This window comes from Streptomyces sp. NPDC006332, assembly GCF_040612855.1.
Lineage (GTDB): Bacteria > Actinomycetota > Actinomycetes > Streptomycetales > Streptomycetaceae > Streptomyces.
This window is the reverse complement of the sequence record NZ_JBEXRA010000040.1, coordinates 19,626-34,185: the sequence shown is the minus strand read 5'-3', so window position 1 is coordinate 34,185 and position 14,560 is coordinate 19,626. Positions and strand designations below refer to the sequence as shown.

At 73.1% G+C, this 14,560-nt stretch carries 11 protein-coding genes; 4 read left to right on the top strand and 7 right to left on the bottom strand.

Annotation, left to right across the window (positions count from 1 at the left end):
* Positions 1-85 precede the first annotated feature (85 nt).
* Positions 86-703: a hypothetical protein gene (locus tag ABZ027_RS29865; RefSeq protein ID WP_356773695.1), complete on the bottom strand. Its 618-nt coding sequence runs from the start codon at positions 701-703 to the stop codon at positions 86-88.
* Between the two features lie 222 nt (positions 704-925).
* On the opposite strand from ABZ027_RS29865, the gene ABZ027_RS29860 reads away from it, so the two are divergent.
* On the top strand, positions 926-2,356 hold the full coding sequence (locus ABZ027_RS29860) for a helix-turn-helix domain-containing protein (RefSeq protein WP_356773694.1): 1,431 nt from the start codon (positions 926-928) through the stop codon (positions 2,354-2,356).
* 21 nt (positions 2,357-2,377) lie between these two features.
* Here the strand turns inward: ABZ027_RS29860 and ABZ027_RS29855 are convergent, their stop codons facing one another.
* Positions 2,378-4,684, bottom strand: a complete 2,307-nt coding sequence (locus ABZ027_RS29855) for a protein phosphatase 2C domain-containing protein (protein ID WP_356773693.1) — start codon at positions 4,682-4,684, stop codon at positions 2,378-2,380.
* 132 nt (positions 4,685-4,816) lie between these two features.
* Here ABZ027_RS29855 and ABZ027_RS29850 point away from each other — a divergent pair, with 132 nt between their 5' ends.
* A complete protein-coding gene (locus tag ABZ027_RS29850) occupies positions 4,817-5,299 on the top strand; it encodes a DUF456 domain-containing protein (protein WP_356773692.1) in 483 nt (160 codons plus the stop codon).
* An 11-nt stretch (positions 5,300-5,310) separates the two neighbouring features.
* Here ABZ027_RS29850 and ABZ027_RS29845 read toward each other — a convergent pair whose 3' ends face one another.
* The 5 genes from ABZ027_RS29845 to ABZ027_RS29825 all read right to left on the bottom strand — a co-directional run bounded on the left by ABZ027_RS29845 (position 5,311) and on the right by ABZ027_RS29825 (position 11,733).
* Positions 5,311-5,793: a methylated-DNA--[protein]-cysteine S-methyltransferase gene (locus ABZ027_RS29845; RefSeq protein ID WP_356773748.1), complete on the bottom strand. Its 483-nt coding sequence runs from the start codon at positions 5,791-5,793 to the stop codon at positions 5,311-5,313.
* Between the two features lie 2 nt (positions 5,794-5,795).
* Complete coding sequence (locus ABZ027_RS29840) at positions 5,796-7,202, bottom strand: AlkA N-terminal domain-containing protein (RefSeq protein ID WP_356773691.1); 1,407 nt, start codon at positions 7,200-7,202, stop codon at positions 5,796-5,798.
* A gap of 125 nt (positions 7,203-7,327) precedes the next feature.
* Positions 7,328-8,428 carry a ribosome small subunit-dependent GTPase A gene (gene rsgA, locus ABZ027_RS29835; protein WP_356773690.1) on the bottom strand — a complete coding sequence of 367 codons (1,101 nt, stop codon included), beginning with the start codon at positions 8,426-8,428 and terminating at the stop codon, positions 7,328-7,330.
* A gap of 262 nt (positions 8,429-8,690) precedes the next feature.
* Complete coding sequence (locus ABZ027_RS29830; protein WP_356773689.1) at positions 8,691-10,178, bottom strand: cellulose binding domain-containing protein; 1,488 nt, start codon at positions 10,176-10,178, stop codon at positions 8,691-8,693.
* A gap of 235 nt (positions 10,179-10,413) precedes the next feature.
* Entirely contained in the window at positions 10,414-11,733 is a 1,320-nt protein-coding gene (locus ABZ027_RS29825; RefSeq protein ID WP_356773688.1) for a radical SAM protein, read from the bottom strand.
* 208 nt (positions 11,734-11,941) lie between these two features.
* On the opposite strand from ABZ027_RS29825, the gene ABZ027_RS29820 reads away from it, so the two are divergent.
* On the top strand, positions 11,942-13,186 hold the full coding sequence (locus tag ABZ027_RS29820) for an FAD-binding protein (protein WP_356773687.1): 1,245 nt from the start codon (positions 11,942-11,944) through the stop codon (positions 13,184-13,186).
* A 116-nt stretch (positions 13,187-13,302) separates the two neighbouring features.
* Positions 13,303-14,547: an ROK family transcriptional regulator gene (locus ABZ027_RS29815; RefSeq protein ID WP_356773686.1), complete on the top strand. Its 1,245-nt coding sequence runs from the start codon at positions 13,303-13,305 to the stop codon at positions 14,545-14,547.
* Positions 14,548-14,560 lie beyond the last annotated feature (13 nt).

Here is a 14,560-nt window from a genome sequence, read left to right as displayed (position 1 = left end):
GCGGGCCGCCCTCCCGACCCCCGTGACGAGAGGGCGGCCCTGGTCTTCTTCGGTGGTCGCGCGACGGTAGGTGGTCGCGCGACGGTCAGCGGAGCTTGGTGACCGCGGCCGTCGTCGTCTTCTTGAAGGCCTTGACCGGCGCGTCGTCGAAGTCGCCCATCTGGCCCCAGTCCACGACCGTCACGGTCCGGCCGTCCCGGCCCACGGAGAGGAGGCTGATGTCGGTCGCGCCCCAGGAGGCCTCGGTGTGCAGGCCGTGGACGTGGGCGCCCTCCTCCACGGGCAGCGTGCCGTAGTCCCTGCCGGTGGCCTCGATCTCGGGGTCGGCCGCCTCGATCCGCGCCGGGCAGGAGGTGATGTCCTTGTTCAGCGCGGAGACCAGGGACTTCGCCGAACCACTGTCCGGCAGGACGACGGTGATCTGCCGGGCGCTCGTCTCCAGGTCGGTCCGGAAGTCGCGGTACCACACGTTCTCGTGGCCGGGCAGTGCCCGCAGACAGGTGTCCCACTCGAGGTCCTCCGGCTCACCGCGGGTGACCTTGCCGGCCGTCCAGGACGAGGTGGGGTGCGGCGGCAGGTCCGCGGCCGACAGGAAGCCGGGCCTGCTCGTGGCGGCGGCCGCCGGTTCGGCGAGCGCGGCGCCCAACGTGAGGCCGGTGACGGCGAGTACGGTGAGCGCTCCTGCTCGGGTGCGCTGTGACATGGGTGTCCCCCGTGAATGAGTACGTGGTGTGGGATGGCGCCCCGGCGGCGGGTGGTCGGTCCGGCCCTGGTCGGTGCGACACCAAGAGCATCAGCCGTCCCCGGGGCCGACCGCAACCGTCCCCGCCCGATCGGCCACGGTGGAACCATCCCAGGCCATCTGACGTGCAGGTACAGGGAGTGCCTGGGATGCCGTCCTGGGCCCGACGAACACGGGGGAACGGTGTCTGGCGAGGACGACGTAGCAGAGTTCGCGGCACTGCTGAGAGAACTGAAGGCCCGCACGGACCGCAGTTACGGTTCGCTGGCGCGGCGCCTGAACATGAACACCTCGACGCTGCACCGCTACTGCTCGGGGGACGCGGTGCCCCTGGACTTCGCTCCCGTGGAACGGTTAGCCGCGTTCTGCCAGGCGACCCCCGCGGAACGCCTCGAACTGCACCGCCAGTGGCTGCTCGCCGTGGCGTCCCGCCAGCGCCCACGAACCGCTGACGCCGCCACGGACGGCACGGCGACCGACCCCACCGATCCGGCGCCGCACGAGGGGACGCCGAAGACGGACGAGCAGACACCGGGCCCGGGTGGCGCGAGTGAGGACGTGTCAGGACTGGGTGAGGGCGCGTCAGGCCCGCGTGGGGAGGTGCCAGGCACGGGTGAGGACGTGTCAGCCCCCGGTAGGGACGCCTCGGGCACGTCGGCCCGTCGGCCCTGGTACCGCCGTCGGCAGACCATGCTCGGTGCGGCCGTCGCGACCGTGCTCCTGGCGACGTGGGGCACCGTGTCGGCCCTGTCGGCGGACCGCCCGCCGGCCGACACCGTCGGCACCGCCCCCGACCGGACCCCTACGACGACGGCCACGGACGGGCCCCGCCACCCCTCGCCCACCCCCCGCAGCCCCTCCCCCAGCGTCTCGCCCGGCCGCTCCTCGATGTCGTCGCCCCCACCCTCGCCCTCAACCAAAATGCGGGTTTCCCCGACTCCCGGGAAGAAGGGCGGCCCGTCGGCGGCCGCACAGGGCGACGCCCCCGCGCCCGACGCCCAGCCTCTCGCCTGGACGGCCGACTCCCAGGTCTGGAACCTGGGTTGCGGCCACGACTACGTGATCGACAAGACGCCCGAGCAGGTCCCGCCGCCCCCGGTCCAGCAGGACGCCGGCACGTGGGCGGCGACCCAGGACGCGGTGCACGGCCACGAGACGATCGTGCGCATCTCGGTGCAGGGTCGGTCGTCCACGGCCGTGGTCCTGGACGCGCTGCGGGTCCGCGTCGTCGGCCGTGCCGCGCCCGCGTCCGGCAACGCCTTCGCCATGGACCAGGGCTGCGGCGGCGAGCTCACGCCGAGGTCCTTCGCCGTGAACCTCGACGCCGACCGGCCCGTCGTGCGCTCGCTCCCCGGCGCCGACAGCGAACACACCATCCCCGCCGTGCACTTCCCCTACCGGGTCTCCGCCGAGGACCCCGAGGTGCTGCTGGTCAGCGCGCGGACCGACACCTGCGACTGCCAGTGGTACCTGGAACTCGACTGGTCCTCCCAGGGCCGCTCCGGCACGATCCGCGTCGACGACCACGGCCGCCCGTTCCGCACCAGCGGCATCAAGGGCCTGCCCCGCTTCATGTACGACACCTCCGGTCGGCGTTGGACGCGGTACGCGTAGGTCGCATCGACTCGCCCCCGCTCACGCCTCCCAGACAGCGGCAGCCGTACGGTCGTCCGCGTACCCCTTGACCCTGACCTGGGCGTCGGCGAGGAACGCGGCGAGGCCGGGCGGGGTGGGGTCGGACCATCGGCCGGTGAGGTACCGGCCGAGCTCGGGCTCACCGCGCAACGGCTCGGCCAGGCCTCCCGTGCACATCAGGAGCGTGTCGCCGGGGCGGGCGATGGAAGCACGGAAGCGGAAGGGTTCACGCGGGGGTTCCGGGGCCGGTTCGTAGGGGCTCGGGGGTGTCGGGATGCCCAGGTCCATGGTCAGGCGGTCACCGTCGGGGGTCTCGGCGGGCGGTGAGCCGAAGCCGACGACCGGCTCACCGGTGACGTCGAGGACCCGTGGCTCGATGTCGTGCCAGACGCCGTCACGCAGCCGGAACAGTCCGCCGTCTCCGATGCCGAAGAAGACGCGGATGCGGCAGTCGGGGTCGGCGGGCAGGAGGAGGCAGCGCAGGGTGGCGGCGTACTCCTCGGGGGCGATGCCCTGTTCCGCGGCGCTGGCGCGGAGTTTGCCGAGGCTGCGGTCGGTGAGCCGGTGCAGGCCGGACTTCAGGTCGCCGCGCCGGCCCGCCGTGATGTCCTCGGCGAGCCGGGCGTGGCTGCGGCCCACCGCCCGGCCGATCCAGTGGCAGGCCTCGGCGGCCGCGCGATGGGCGCCGGAGGTGGCGCGGGCGCCGGTCGCCATGGCGACCAGGACCAGGGCGCGGTCGCCCGTTCCGAAGCGGGCGGTGAGGAGTGAGTCGCGTCGGGGCTCGCCACGGAACCGCGCGGAGTCGCCGCGCACCGAGGCCGCACGCAGGGTGCAGGCCCCGTACCGGGCACCGTCCAGCACGGTGTCCGCGACCAGCTCGTCGAGATCGTCCGGGTCGGCCGGGGGCAGCGCGGTGGGCTCGGCCTCGTAGGTGGGCGGTCCGGAGCCGACATGACCGACGGGTTCGGGAGGAACGAGGGGCATGTCGACGCGGGTTTCCCGCGGGTCGCTAGCAGTGTCCGGGCCCGGTGCGCGACCGGGCTGCTCGCGGCCAGGTCCTGGAGAATCGTCCCGCAGCGAACCGGCTCCGGTGTTCGTCGCGGCGGACGGGGGGTTGTCGGCGGCGAGGGGAGGACTTCCGACGGCGGGCGACACCTCCGCGGCGTCTCGCTCCGGGCCGGCAGGGGTGGCGGGTCGGGGTTCGGTGTCGGCGTCGGCGGAGGCCTGGGGGCGCGGCGGGCCCCACGGGGCGCCGAGGGGTGGAGAACCGATGGGCGGAGTGGCGAGGGGCGGGGGGCCGACGGTGGGCGACTCCTTCGCGGCATCCCGCTCCGGGCCGACCGACGTGGCGGACCGCGCGTCGCCGTCGGCGGGTGCGGAGGCAGGAGCGGGGACGCCGGGCGGTCCCCACGGGAGGCCGGGAGTCGGGGGGTAGGCAGGGGGTGGGGCGTCACCGTCGTGGCTGGCGCCCGGCGATTCCCAGGGCCGAGGCTGCGACGCCGGGGCGGCCAGGGGTGGAGCGCCCGGGATGTCGGTCGCGGGTACGTCCCGGTCCGGTCCGGCGTCGGGGACGGTGTCCGGACGGGTGCCGATGTCGGGGTCGGTGTCGGGGTCGGTGTCGCTCGCTTCGGCCGGGGCGGGTCCGGCGGCTCCCCGGGTGGGCGGGGCCGTCGGGAACGGGGGCGCGAAGGGGGGCGGGGGCGGCGGGGGTGCCGTGGGGAGCGGGGGTGGGTCCGGCGGGGTCGGAGGCGTTTGCCCGGGGGGCCGCGAGTCCGTGGGAGGCCGCGAGTTCGCGGTCGTGTCCTCGGGGATCCGCGAGCCCCGGGGTGTGTCCACGAGACCCTGCGAAGGCGGGGCGGTCGGGGCCGGGGGCTCCGGGGAAGTGTGTGGCCCCTTCTCCACGTCCTCCCGGCCCTCGGGATCCCGTTCCCGTTCCGCGAGGCCCGGTGGCTTCGGGCCCGGCGGGACGGTCGCGGGGCCCGGAGGCGGGTCGGGCGGCGGCTCCCAGGGGGCGCTCGGCGACGCGGGCGGTTCGGCACTCGGGGCGGGCACCGCACGCGCGGCGAGCCCGGTCCCTGGCCCTCCGCGCTCCCGGAACCCGTCCGGACCGGACCGCGGCGCCGGGATCGCGTCCTTGGGCTCCCCACGGGCTCCGGACCGCCCCTCCACCGCGTCCGCCGCTGAGGCGTAGCGGTCGTCGAGGGAGTCCGGTGTGGGCGTGGGGCGCGTGTCCTCGGTGGAGTCGTCGTACAGCTGGTCCCACCAGTCGTCCTCGTGACCGGTGGGCTTTCCCCCCTGCTGGCTCATGCCGCCAATTGTCCACCGCACGGGCCGTATGAAAACGGGGCATCCGGAAAAACCGGTACAGCGCGCCACCTCGAACGGCGGAGCGAGCCCCGGTGGTCTGCGCCTTCGCCGGTACTCCGGCACCCTGGACAGATGGGAGTGGTGGACCTCCTGCTGGTCGGTCTGGTCATCCTCCTCGGCGTGGGCGGCGTGCTGGTGCCCGGGGTGCCGGGGTCGTGGCTGGTGTGGGCCGCGATCATGTGGTGGGCCCTGAAGGATCCGCAGCCGCTCGCCTGGGCCGTCCTCGTGGGCGCCACGGTCGCCCTGTTCCTCTCCCAGGTCGTGCGCTGGGCCCTGCCGCCACGAGAGCTGCGCGCGAGCGGTGCCACCCCGCGCATGGCCGTCTACGCCGGCGTCGGAGCGTTCCTCGGCTTCTTCCTGATCCCCGTGCTCGGCGCGATCCCGGGCTTCATGGGCGGCATCTACCTCGAGGAACGACTCCGTCTGGGCCGGCACCGCGAGGCGAGGGCTGCCCTGCGCACGGCGATGCACTCGGGCGGCTCCAGCGTCCTGGCGGAGCTGTTCACCTGTCTGTTGATCATGGGGGCGTGGCTCGGAGCGGTGTTCTGGGGCTGAGCGGCGCCCCGTCAGAGGACTCCCTCAAGGGTGAGCAGGCTCGTCTTGCGCTCCAACCCGCCCGCGTACCCCGTGAGGGAACCGCCGGCCCCGATCACCCGGTGGCAGGGCCGCAGGATCAGCAGCGGATTGGCGCCGATCGCACCGCCGACGGCCCGTACGGCGGCCCGGGGCGCACCGATCCGCGCCGCGATCTCGCCGTACGTGGTGGTGGCCCCGTACGGCACGGTGTCGACGGCGGCCCAGACCCGCTCCCGGAACTCGCTGCCCGGCGAACTCAACTCCAGTTGGAACTCCTTGAGTTCTCCGGCGAAGTAGGCGGCGAGCTGTTCCTCGGCGCCCCGGAAGTGAGCGGGGTCGTGCCGCCAACCCTCCTGGACCGTACGGCCGTTCTTCTGGCCGGGCACGGACAGCGAGGACAGCGCTCCGGTCGGACCGGCGGTCAGGAGGAGCGGCCCGACCGGGCTGTCCAGGGTGGTGTATCGCGTCTCGATGGTCATGGGTACTCCAACTCCCCTGCTGCGCGCAGGTGTTGCAGGGCGTATGAGCGCCAGGGGCGCCAGCTGTCGGGGACGTCGGACCCTGGCGGCGCGACGTCGGGATCGCCGAGGGCGCGGGTGCGGATCGCGGCGACGGCGGGGGCGTCCAGGCCGGGCAGGGCGAGCAGTGCGGCCTGTGCGTCGTCCCGGTCGGCGCCGGGGTCCAGTCGTAGGGCTCCGTCGGCGAGCGCCGCGGCCAGCGCGCCCGCCGGTCCGGTCGGCTCGGCCTCGGCGAGGACGGCCGGCTCGGGAAACACATGGGTGAGCGGACCGCAGGGAGCGTCCAGCGCCTTCCCGTACCGCCGGACCAGCTCCGCGGCCTTCGTCCGCCCGACCAGGGTCCGCATCGCGAACTCCTCCGGATCCGCGGTTCCCGGCGACCGCAGTCCCGGTCGGGCGGCGACCAGCGGGGCGAGCCGTCGGTCGGCGCCGAGCCGCTCGTCCACGGCGTACGGATCGGCGTCGAGGTCGAACAGTCGGCGCAGCCGCTGGACGGCGGTGGTCAGATCACGGTGGTCGGTGAGGTCCAGACGGGCGTCCAGCCAGCCGCCGGGGTGCGCGCCGGACGCGGACCGCGCCGCGCCCGTCCGCTCGTCGACGGCGACGATGCCGGTGCCGTGCGGGAGCCGCAGCGTACGCCGGTACGTCCGCCGTCCGCGCGTCCCGCTCACAGTCTCGACGCCCGCCACGGCCTCCGCCTCCAGCAGGTCGAACACGGCCCCGGCCTGGTAGGGGCCCCGATGGGCGAGCCGCAGCGGTATCCCGGCGGTCGGCGTGGCCGTCCGCCGGACCGTCCGGTCCGCTCGGGGCGCGGTGGTGGTCCGCAGCTCGCTGGGGGTGGCCGCGTACACCTCCCGCATGGTGTCGTTGAACTGCCGCACACTGGCGAAACCGGACGCGAACGCGATCTGGGTGATCGGCAGGTCGGTGGTCTGCACCAGCACGCGGGCGGTGTGCGCCCGCTGGGCGCGGGCGAGGGCGACCGGTCCGGCGCCGAGCTCGGTGGTGAGCTGCCGTTGCACCTGCCGCGCGCTGTAGCCCAGCCGCGCGGCGAGTCCGGCCACGCCCTCCCGGTCGACGACGCCGTCGCCGATCAGCCGCATGGCCCGGCCCACCACGTCCGCCCGGACGTTCCAGTCGGCGGAGCCGGGCACCGCGTCCGGACGGCAGCGCCGGCAGGCCCGGAAGCCTGAGCCCTGCGCGGCGGCGGCCGTCGTGAAGAACCGGACGTTGTGCCGCTTCGGCGTCACCGCCGGGCAGCTGGGGCGGCAGTAGATCCCGGTCGTCACGACGGCGAAGAAGAACTCCCCGTCGAACCGCCCGTCCCTGCTGCGCACCGCTTCGTACCTGGTGTCCTCGTCCATCACGCCCTCCAGTGTCGACGACGCGATCGGACCCGGCTAGCGGAAATCGGACGTGGACCCGCCGGGCATCCCGCACCCCCGTCCCGCACCCCGTCCGGCACCCCCGTCCCGCACCCCGGGGCGCCCTATCCCCAGCGCCCCCTCTTCGCCTCCATCGCCGCCTTCCCCTCGGCTCCCTTCCGCTTCCAGTCCTTCCTGATCTCGGCCCGGAGCCTCGCGTCGGTCTTGGCCACGATCCGCTGGTTCTCCCGGATGAGCTTGCGGTAGCTGTCCAGTCGCCGCTCACCCAGCTCGCCGGAGTCGATCGCGGCGAGCACGGCACACCCCGGCTCGCTCTCGTGCGCGCAGTCATGGAACCGGCACCGCGCGGCCAGCTCCTCGATCTCGGAGAACACCTGTCCGACGCCGGTCTCGGCGTCCCACAGTCCGACGCCCCGCAGCCCCGGGGTGTCGATCAGGACACCCCCGGTGGGCAGGGCGAGCAGGTTTCGGGTGGTCGTGGTGTGGCGGCCCTTGCCGTCCGCGTCCCGGGTGGCCCGGACGTCCATCACATCCTCGCCGAGCAGTGCGTTCGCGAGCGTCGACTTGCCCGCGCCGGACTGCCCGAGCAGCACCGACGTACCGCCGCCGACGACGGCGACCAGGACGTCGAGTCCGTCCCCGCCCATGGCGCTGACCGCCAGCACGGGCACACCGGGCGCGGTCGTCTCCACGTCCTGGACGAGGTGGGCGAGGGTCGCCGCTTCCGGTACGAGGTCGGCCTTGGTCAGCACGACCACCGGCTGCGCCCCGGACTCCCAGGCCAGCGCGAGGAACCGCTCGATACGGCCGAGGTCGATCTCGACGGCCAGCGACACGGCGACGATGGCGTGGTCGACGTTGGCGGCGAGGATCTGCCCCTCGGACCGTTTGGAGGAGGTGGAGCGCACGAAGGCGGTACGGCGCGGCAGACACGTCCGTACATAGCGAGGGTTTCCTCCGGGCTCGACGGCGACCCAGTCGCCGGTGCACACGACCCGCATGGGGTCGTGCGGGGTGACGAACGCGGTGTCCGCCCGGACGATCCCGTCGGAGGTGATCACGTCGCACTGCCCGCGGTCGACCCGGACCACCCGGCCGGGCAGCAGCCCTTCGGACACGTAGGGGGCGAACTCGTCCGCCCATGCCTCGTCCCAGCCGTAAGGGGCGAGCGCGGAGAAGGCAGAGAAAGCTGATGTGGAAGACAAGGGGAACCCTTCACAGGGGGCGGCCCCGGCACGCGCGTGCAGACGCGCGGAAGTGAGGAACGGTCAGCCGGTGGCCACGGAGGTGGACTTGATGAACTCCTGGATGCGGGCAACGCCCATCACAGTGACAGCCATCGGTCGACACCTCCTCGCAAGCTCGCACTCGCCCGCGGGGCCGGACGGCCACCGCGGGAACGCCCTCACTTTAGCCCGCTCGCGGCAGGCCACGCCAAGCCTTTTCCTCCGGCCGGAGAGGAGACCGCTACCCCTTCGTGCAGCCGTGCCCGTTCAGGGTGAAGTCGTAGCCCGGGGAGTTCTTGCCCTGCCAGGAGGCGAGGAAGCCGAAGGAGAGGGAGCCGTGGGCGGGGACCGACTTGTTGTAGTCGGCGGCGGTGGCGGTGACGCGGGAGTCGTCCTGGGAGAAGCTCGCGTCCCACATCTGGCCGACCTTCTGGCCGTCGTGGAAGGACCAGCCGACCTGCCAGGAGTCGAGGGCCTGTTCCGAGGTGACGGTGATGGTGGCCTGGAAGCCGTCGGGCCACTGGTTGACCAGGTCGTAGCTGACGTCACAGGTCGCCGCGGCTTCGCTCGGGGTGGGCTCTGGGTCGTCGCTGGGGGCGGCGGACGAGGCCGTGCCCTGGGCCGTGGCGCCGGGGTTCTTCTCCTGGGACTTCTTGGGTATGGGCGTCGTCGCCGCGGGGGCCGACGACCTCGGGGAGCTGGTGGAGCGCGCCTCGGTGGACGGAACGGACGGGCCGGGGTCGGCCACCGGCTGACGGTCGGCGTCGCCGGAGGGTGCGGCACCGTTGTCGGTGCCGCCCGGCATCATCGACACGGCGAGCGCCAGCAGGGACACCAGGACGGCCGCGACGAGGAGGCCGTTGCGCGCGACGCGGGCCTTGTGGGCACCGGGGTTCGGCGGCGCGCCGTCGCTGTCCGCCGGGCCCGGGCGACCGGCGCCGAGGCGCACCTCGGCGGCCCGTCGGCGACGTTCGAGGTAGGCGAGGCCGCCCCAGCCGATCACCCCGCCGGCCAGCGCCCCGGGCAGTCCGCCGCCGTGCAGCCGCAGACAGGCGGCGGCCTCCGCGCAGTCCACGCACCGGGCGAGGTGCCGGGAGAGGTCCTTCGGGGTGTCGGCGGCGGGCGACCGGGTCACCGCGTCGAGCAGCCGGGCGTAGCTGCGGCACTGCGCGGCCATCGGGGTGTCGAGGTGGGCGCGGTGGCAGCGGTCCCGGAACAGGCCTCGTACCTGGGCGAGTTCCTCGTCGGCGACGGCCGGGTCCAGGCCGAGCCGACGGGCCACCACGGGCAGCGGCAACGCCTCCACCTCGGCCAGCCACAACAGGGCGGCGTCCGGTTCCTGGAGGTCACGCAGGCCGCGCAGGGCGAGCGGGCGGCTCAGCGGGGGGCCGGTGTAGCGTGCGGCCTTCTCCGAGTTGAGCCACAGCCGCAGTTCGGGGTCCAGCATGTGGCCCTGCCCCTGGATCTCCCAGGCGGCCGCCGTGTTGCGTACGGCGGTCAGCAGCAGCGGGATCCTGGGCAGGCGGGCCGGGCGGCGGCCGGTGCCGCGGGTGGGAGCGGACTGCGCCTCGCGTGCCTCGCGCATGCCCAGGGAGAACGCCTCGGTGGCCAGCTGGGTGGCCGCGGTGGAGCCGGACGTGCACAGGTCGGCGTAGGAGAGCACGGCATCCCAGCACTCTGAGAACAGCGCGGCCTCGGCGGCGTCCTGGGGAGTCGGCAGGTCGGACATGGGTCTCCTGCGTTCACAAGCGAGGTCAACTCGCCTTACCGGCAAAGGAGTTGGGGGGAAGCCTCACGGCAGGAGAAGAGCTTTTCACGTCTGCTACACAACTGACAAGCTGGCTATTCAAATTCCCGCGGACCAGCGCTCCCTCGAGTTATACGCAAGGGGTGACAAGAAGTATCAATGCCGGGGCCGACGGATTCCGCGGCCCCGGCAAGTGAACTACCGCACTTCGACTTCCCTACACCTCGACCGGCTCGTCCGCCGAGAGGCTGTCCATGAAGGAGCTCACGGAGAAGACCGCACGGCCGGGCCCGGGCGGGCCGTAGCCGGGGGGCGAGGACAGACCGAAGTCGTCCATGGTGGCGCGGTAGGCCTCCAGCAGCCGGATGTGGTACTCAAGCGGCGCGCCCTGCGGGTTGGCCTTGCCGAGCGGGGTCGTCGGCTCGGGGCACCAGGTGGTGAAGCGGGGCGTGATGCCGTGCGACATGAAGAAGCGCAGGCCCTCGGTGGTGGACGCGATGGCCTCATCGACGCTGGTGAAGCCGGAGGGCTCGGCCATCTCCACGCCCGCCACGAAGTTGGGGATCACATTGCGGGCGCCGAAGACGTCGGCGGAGTCGAGGATGCGCTTGTGCCACTCGTCGCGGCCGACGTAGCGCTCCTTGCCCGGGCAGTACAGCTCGAACAGCCGGCGGTCCCACACCTCGAAGTTGGGGTGGTAGATCTGCACGCCGTAGTCCTTGAACCGCTGCACGTCGTCCTTGGGCAGCGCCTGCGCGACGACCTTGCCGATCCAGCGGCCGGGGAAGCGCTCCTCGATGGCCTTGGCGTAGTGGCCGTAGAAGTCGGCCTCGTCACGCCCGGCGACCGTCTTGGTGATCGCGCCGCCGGTGAGCGTGTAGGCGGTGGACGCCTTCGCGGTGTCGTACCGGTCGATGATCTCCAGTGCTTCGAGGACCTCCTCGACGTCCTTCACACCGGTGTACGGCCGGCCCGCCGCCTTGTGCTGGCGCCAGTTGTGGTTGATGTCGCAGTACTGGCACTCCTCCTTGGCGCCGAAGTACTGGCAGACCCGGAAGACGGTGAGGTAGATCAGGTAGCCCCACTGGATGGTCGGGGCGACCTCCATCACCGACTTCCCGTTCGCGAGGGTGTGCCGGTAGTACTCCGGCATCGGCGGCACCCCGACATCGGCGATGCGCTTGCCGTCGAGATAGAGCCCGAGCACGCCGTCCTCGTCGGCCGCGACCCGGTAGGGCGACGCCGGGTTCACGCGCACCGAGACGACGGTCCGCCGCAGGTCGTACGGCCCGCCGGTCAGGACGATCTCCTCCGGGGGCCGGCGCAGTGCGGCCTCGCCGAGCTCGGGCAGGGTGCCGTGGTCGAACGAGAAGATGAAGTACGACTTCGGTTTGACCTCGCCGCCCTCGTTGTCGCTGAGGGCCGAGGCGTCGAAGGCCACTCCGCCGCGGAGCAGATCCTCCTTGAAGACGGCTTCCCGTGGTACGTGGGGGAACCTCTCCATCAGATCCTCGACCAGCGCGGTGCGGCTGTCCATCCTGTGTCTCCTCCCGGATCGGACGTACGACTCCTCACGGTATGCCCTCGCTGGGGCGTCGCCGGTGCCGGGGCCCCTCGCGCCGAACAGCAAGCGATTGACCAAGGCGAGCCACCCGGGAGCGCACCCGCCCGGCGCCCGAGGTACCTTCCACCTGGGCGTGCCTGGATCTCGTCAGGCCGGATTCTCGACAGGGAGGGGCCGCGGGATGACCGAGACGGTGACCAACTGGGCCGGCAACATCACCTACACGGCCAAGGAGCTGCACCGGCCGCACTCGCTCACCGCGCTGGCCGCCCTGGTGGCCGACAGCGCGAAGGTGCGGGTGCTGGGCAGTGGGCACTCCTTCAACGCGATCGCCGAGCCGGGCGCCGACGGGGTCCTGCTGTCGCTGGCCGCGCTGCCCGCCGAGGTCGACGTCGACTCGTCGGCCCGCACGGTACGGGTCGGCGGCGGCGTCCGGTACGCGGAACTGGCGCGGCGGGTGGACGGGGCCGGGTTCGCGCTGCCGAACATGGCGTCCCTGCCGCACATCTCGGTGGCCGGGTCGGTGGCGACCGGCACCCACGGCTCGGGCGTCGGCAACGGCTCGCTCGCCGCGGCCGTGCGTGAGGTGGAGATCGTCACCGCGGACGGGTCCACGGCGGTCATCGGGCGTCAGGACGAGCGCTTCGGCGGTGCCGTCACGTCCCTGGGCGCCCTCGGTGTGGTCACGGCGCTCACCCTCGACCTGGAGCCCGCCTTCGAGGTCGAGCAGCACGTGTTCACCGAACTGCCCCTCGCGGGGCTGGACTTCGAGACGGTGGCGGCCGCGGCGTACAGCGTGAGCCTGTTCACCGACTGGCGGGCGCCCGGTTTCCGGCAGGTGTGGCTCAAGCGGCGCACGGACCAGCCCGCGCCGGACTTCCCGTGGGCGGCGCCGGCCGTCGAGAAGATGCACCCGGTGCCCGGGATGCCGGCCGTCAACTGCACCGAGCAGTTCGGGGTGGCCGGGCCGTGGCACGAGCGGCTGCCGCACTTCCGGGCCGAGTTCACGCCGAGCAGCGGCGCCGAGTTGCAGTCGGAGTACCTGCTCCCGCGCCGCCTCGCCGTCGAGGCGCTGTACGCGGTGGACGGTGTCCGGGACACGGTCGCCCCGGTGCTGCAGACCTGCGAGGTGCGTACCGTCGCCGCCGACGCACAGTGGCTGAGCCCCGCCTACGGACGGGACACCGTGGCGCTGCACTTCACCTGGATCGAGGACACCGCCGCGGTGGTGCCGGTGGTGCGGCGACTGGAGGAGGCGCTGGACGCGTTCGACGCACGGCCGCACTGGGGGAAGGTCTTCACCGTCCCGGCACATGAGCTGCGCTCGCGGTATCCGCGACTGGGCGATTTCCGGGAACTTGCGGGGGCACTCGACCCGGAGGGTAAATTCGCCAACACCTTCGTCCGGGACATTCTCGCCGGGTGACTTTATAAAGCCCCTTTCCTAACCCCTTGTCGAAAAGTCCCGGCAGCCCATAGCCTTGCGCCGCGCCGGTGCAGATGCCGTCCCGGCCTGGTCTGGAAGGGATGGGGGCGACACCGGTGAAGCGCACATCACGTGACATCCGCACCGCGAACCGCTACGAGGTGCTGCGCCAGATCATCGCCGCGTCACCCACCTCCCGGCAGGAGCTGGCCGCCGCCACCGGCCTGAGTCTCGCCACGGTGGCCACCCTCGTCGGCGAGCTGCTGGACCTCCGGATGATCACCGAGGTCGGGTTCGAGGACTCGGCGGGCGGCCGTCCCCGCGGCCTGGTCGCGGTCAACGCGTCCGGCGGCGCGCTGATCGGCGTGGACATCGCGGAGACGTACGTCCATGTCGAGCTGTTCGACCTCGGGCTCAACGTCCTGGCCCGCGCCGACGAGGACGTACGCCCCGGCGAGAGCCGCCCCGAGCAGGTGGTCGGCCATGTGGTCGCCGCCGTCGGCTCGGTGGTCGCGCAGGCCGGGATCGAGGGCGCCCGGGTGCTCGGCGTCGGGGTGAGCGTGCCGGGACAGGTGGACCGGGCCACCGGCATCTCGGAGTACGCGCCCAACTGGGACTGGCACGACGTACCCCTGCTCGACCTGCTGACCGAGTACATCGCCTATCCCCTCTACCTGGACAACCCGCTGCGTGCCTGCGCGGTGGCCGAGCTGTGGTTCGGGGCGGCGCGCGGACGCGGGAACGCCGTGGTGGTGAACCTCGGGACCGGGGTCGGCGCCGGACTGGTGCTGGGCGGCGGGCTGCACCGGGGCGTGAGCAACAGCGCCGGCGAGTGGGGCCACACCACGATCGTCCTGGACGGACGGCCGTGCCGGTGCGGCAACCACGGCTGCGTGGAGACGTACGTCGGCGCCCCCGGCATCATGCTGAACCTGCGGGAGCGTGCCCCGGACAGCGCGCTGCTGCACCCGCAGGACCAGACGGCCACCATCGACGCGCTGGCCCGGGGGATGGTCGAGCACGACCCGGTGGCGGTCGAGGTGGTCCGCGACACCGCCCGTTACCTCGGCGCCGGCATCGCCGACCTGGTGAACGTGTTCAACCCGGAGGTGGTCGTGCTCAGCAGCTGGGTCGCGGCCACCCTCGGCGAACCCCTGGTTGCCGAGGTGCGCGAGGCGGTGGCCCGGCACGCGCTGCCGCGGCCGATGGCCGCCACCGAGATCGTCCTGTCCCCCATCCCCTCCGACCCGGCATGCCTGGGCGCCGCGACCTTCGCGCTCGAAGGGGCCCTCCAGTCGGTGGGCCAGCGTTCCGCGAAGCGCGCCCCGGCCGCGAGGGGCCGCACCGCACGACCCGCTTGACCTGACGTCTCAC

Bases quoted from the DNA above. Each gene is read 5' to 3' on its own strand.
- ABZ027_RS29865 (WP_356773695.1), bottom strand. From the start codon at position 703: ATGTCACAGCGCACCCGAGCAGGAGCGCTCACCGTACTCGCCGTCACC.
- ABZ027_RS29855 (WP_356773693.1), bottom strand. From the start codon at position 4,684: ATGAGCCAGCAGGGGGGAAAGCCCACCGGTCACGAGGACGACTGGTGG.
- ABZ027_RS29850 (WP_356773692.1), top strand. From the start codon at position 4,817: ATGGGAGTGGTGGACCTCCTGCTGGTCGGTCTGGTCATCCTCCTCGGC.
- ABZ027_RS29840 (WP_356773691.1), bottom strand. From the start codon at position 7,202: ATGGACGAGGACACCAGGTACGAAGCGGTGCGCAGCAGGGACGGGCGG.
- ABZ027_RS29830 (WP_356773689.1), bottom strand. From the start codon at position 10,178: ATGTCCGACCTGCCGACTCCCCAGGACGCCGCCGAGGCCGCGCTGTTC.
- ABZ027_RS29825 (WP_356773688.1), bottom strand. From the start codon at position 11,733: ATGGACAGCCGCACCGCGCTGGTCGAGGATCTGATGGAGAGGTTCCCC.
- ABZ027_RS29820 (WP_356773687.1), top strand. From the start codon at position 11,942: ATGACCGAGACGGTGACCAACTGGGCCGGCAACATCACCTACACGGCC.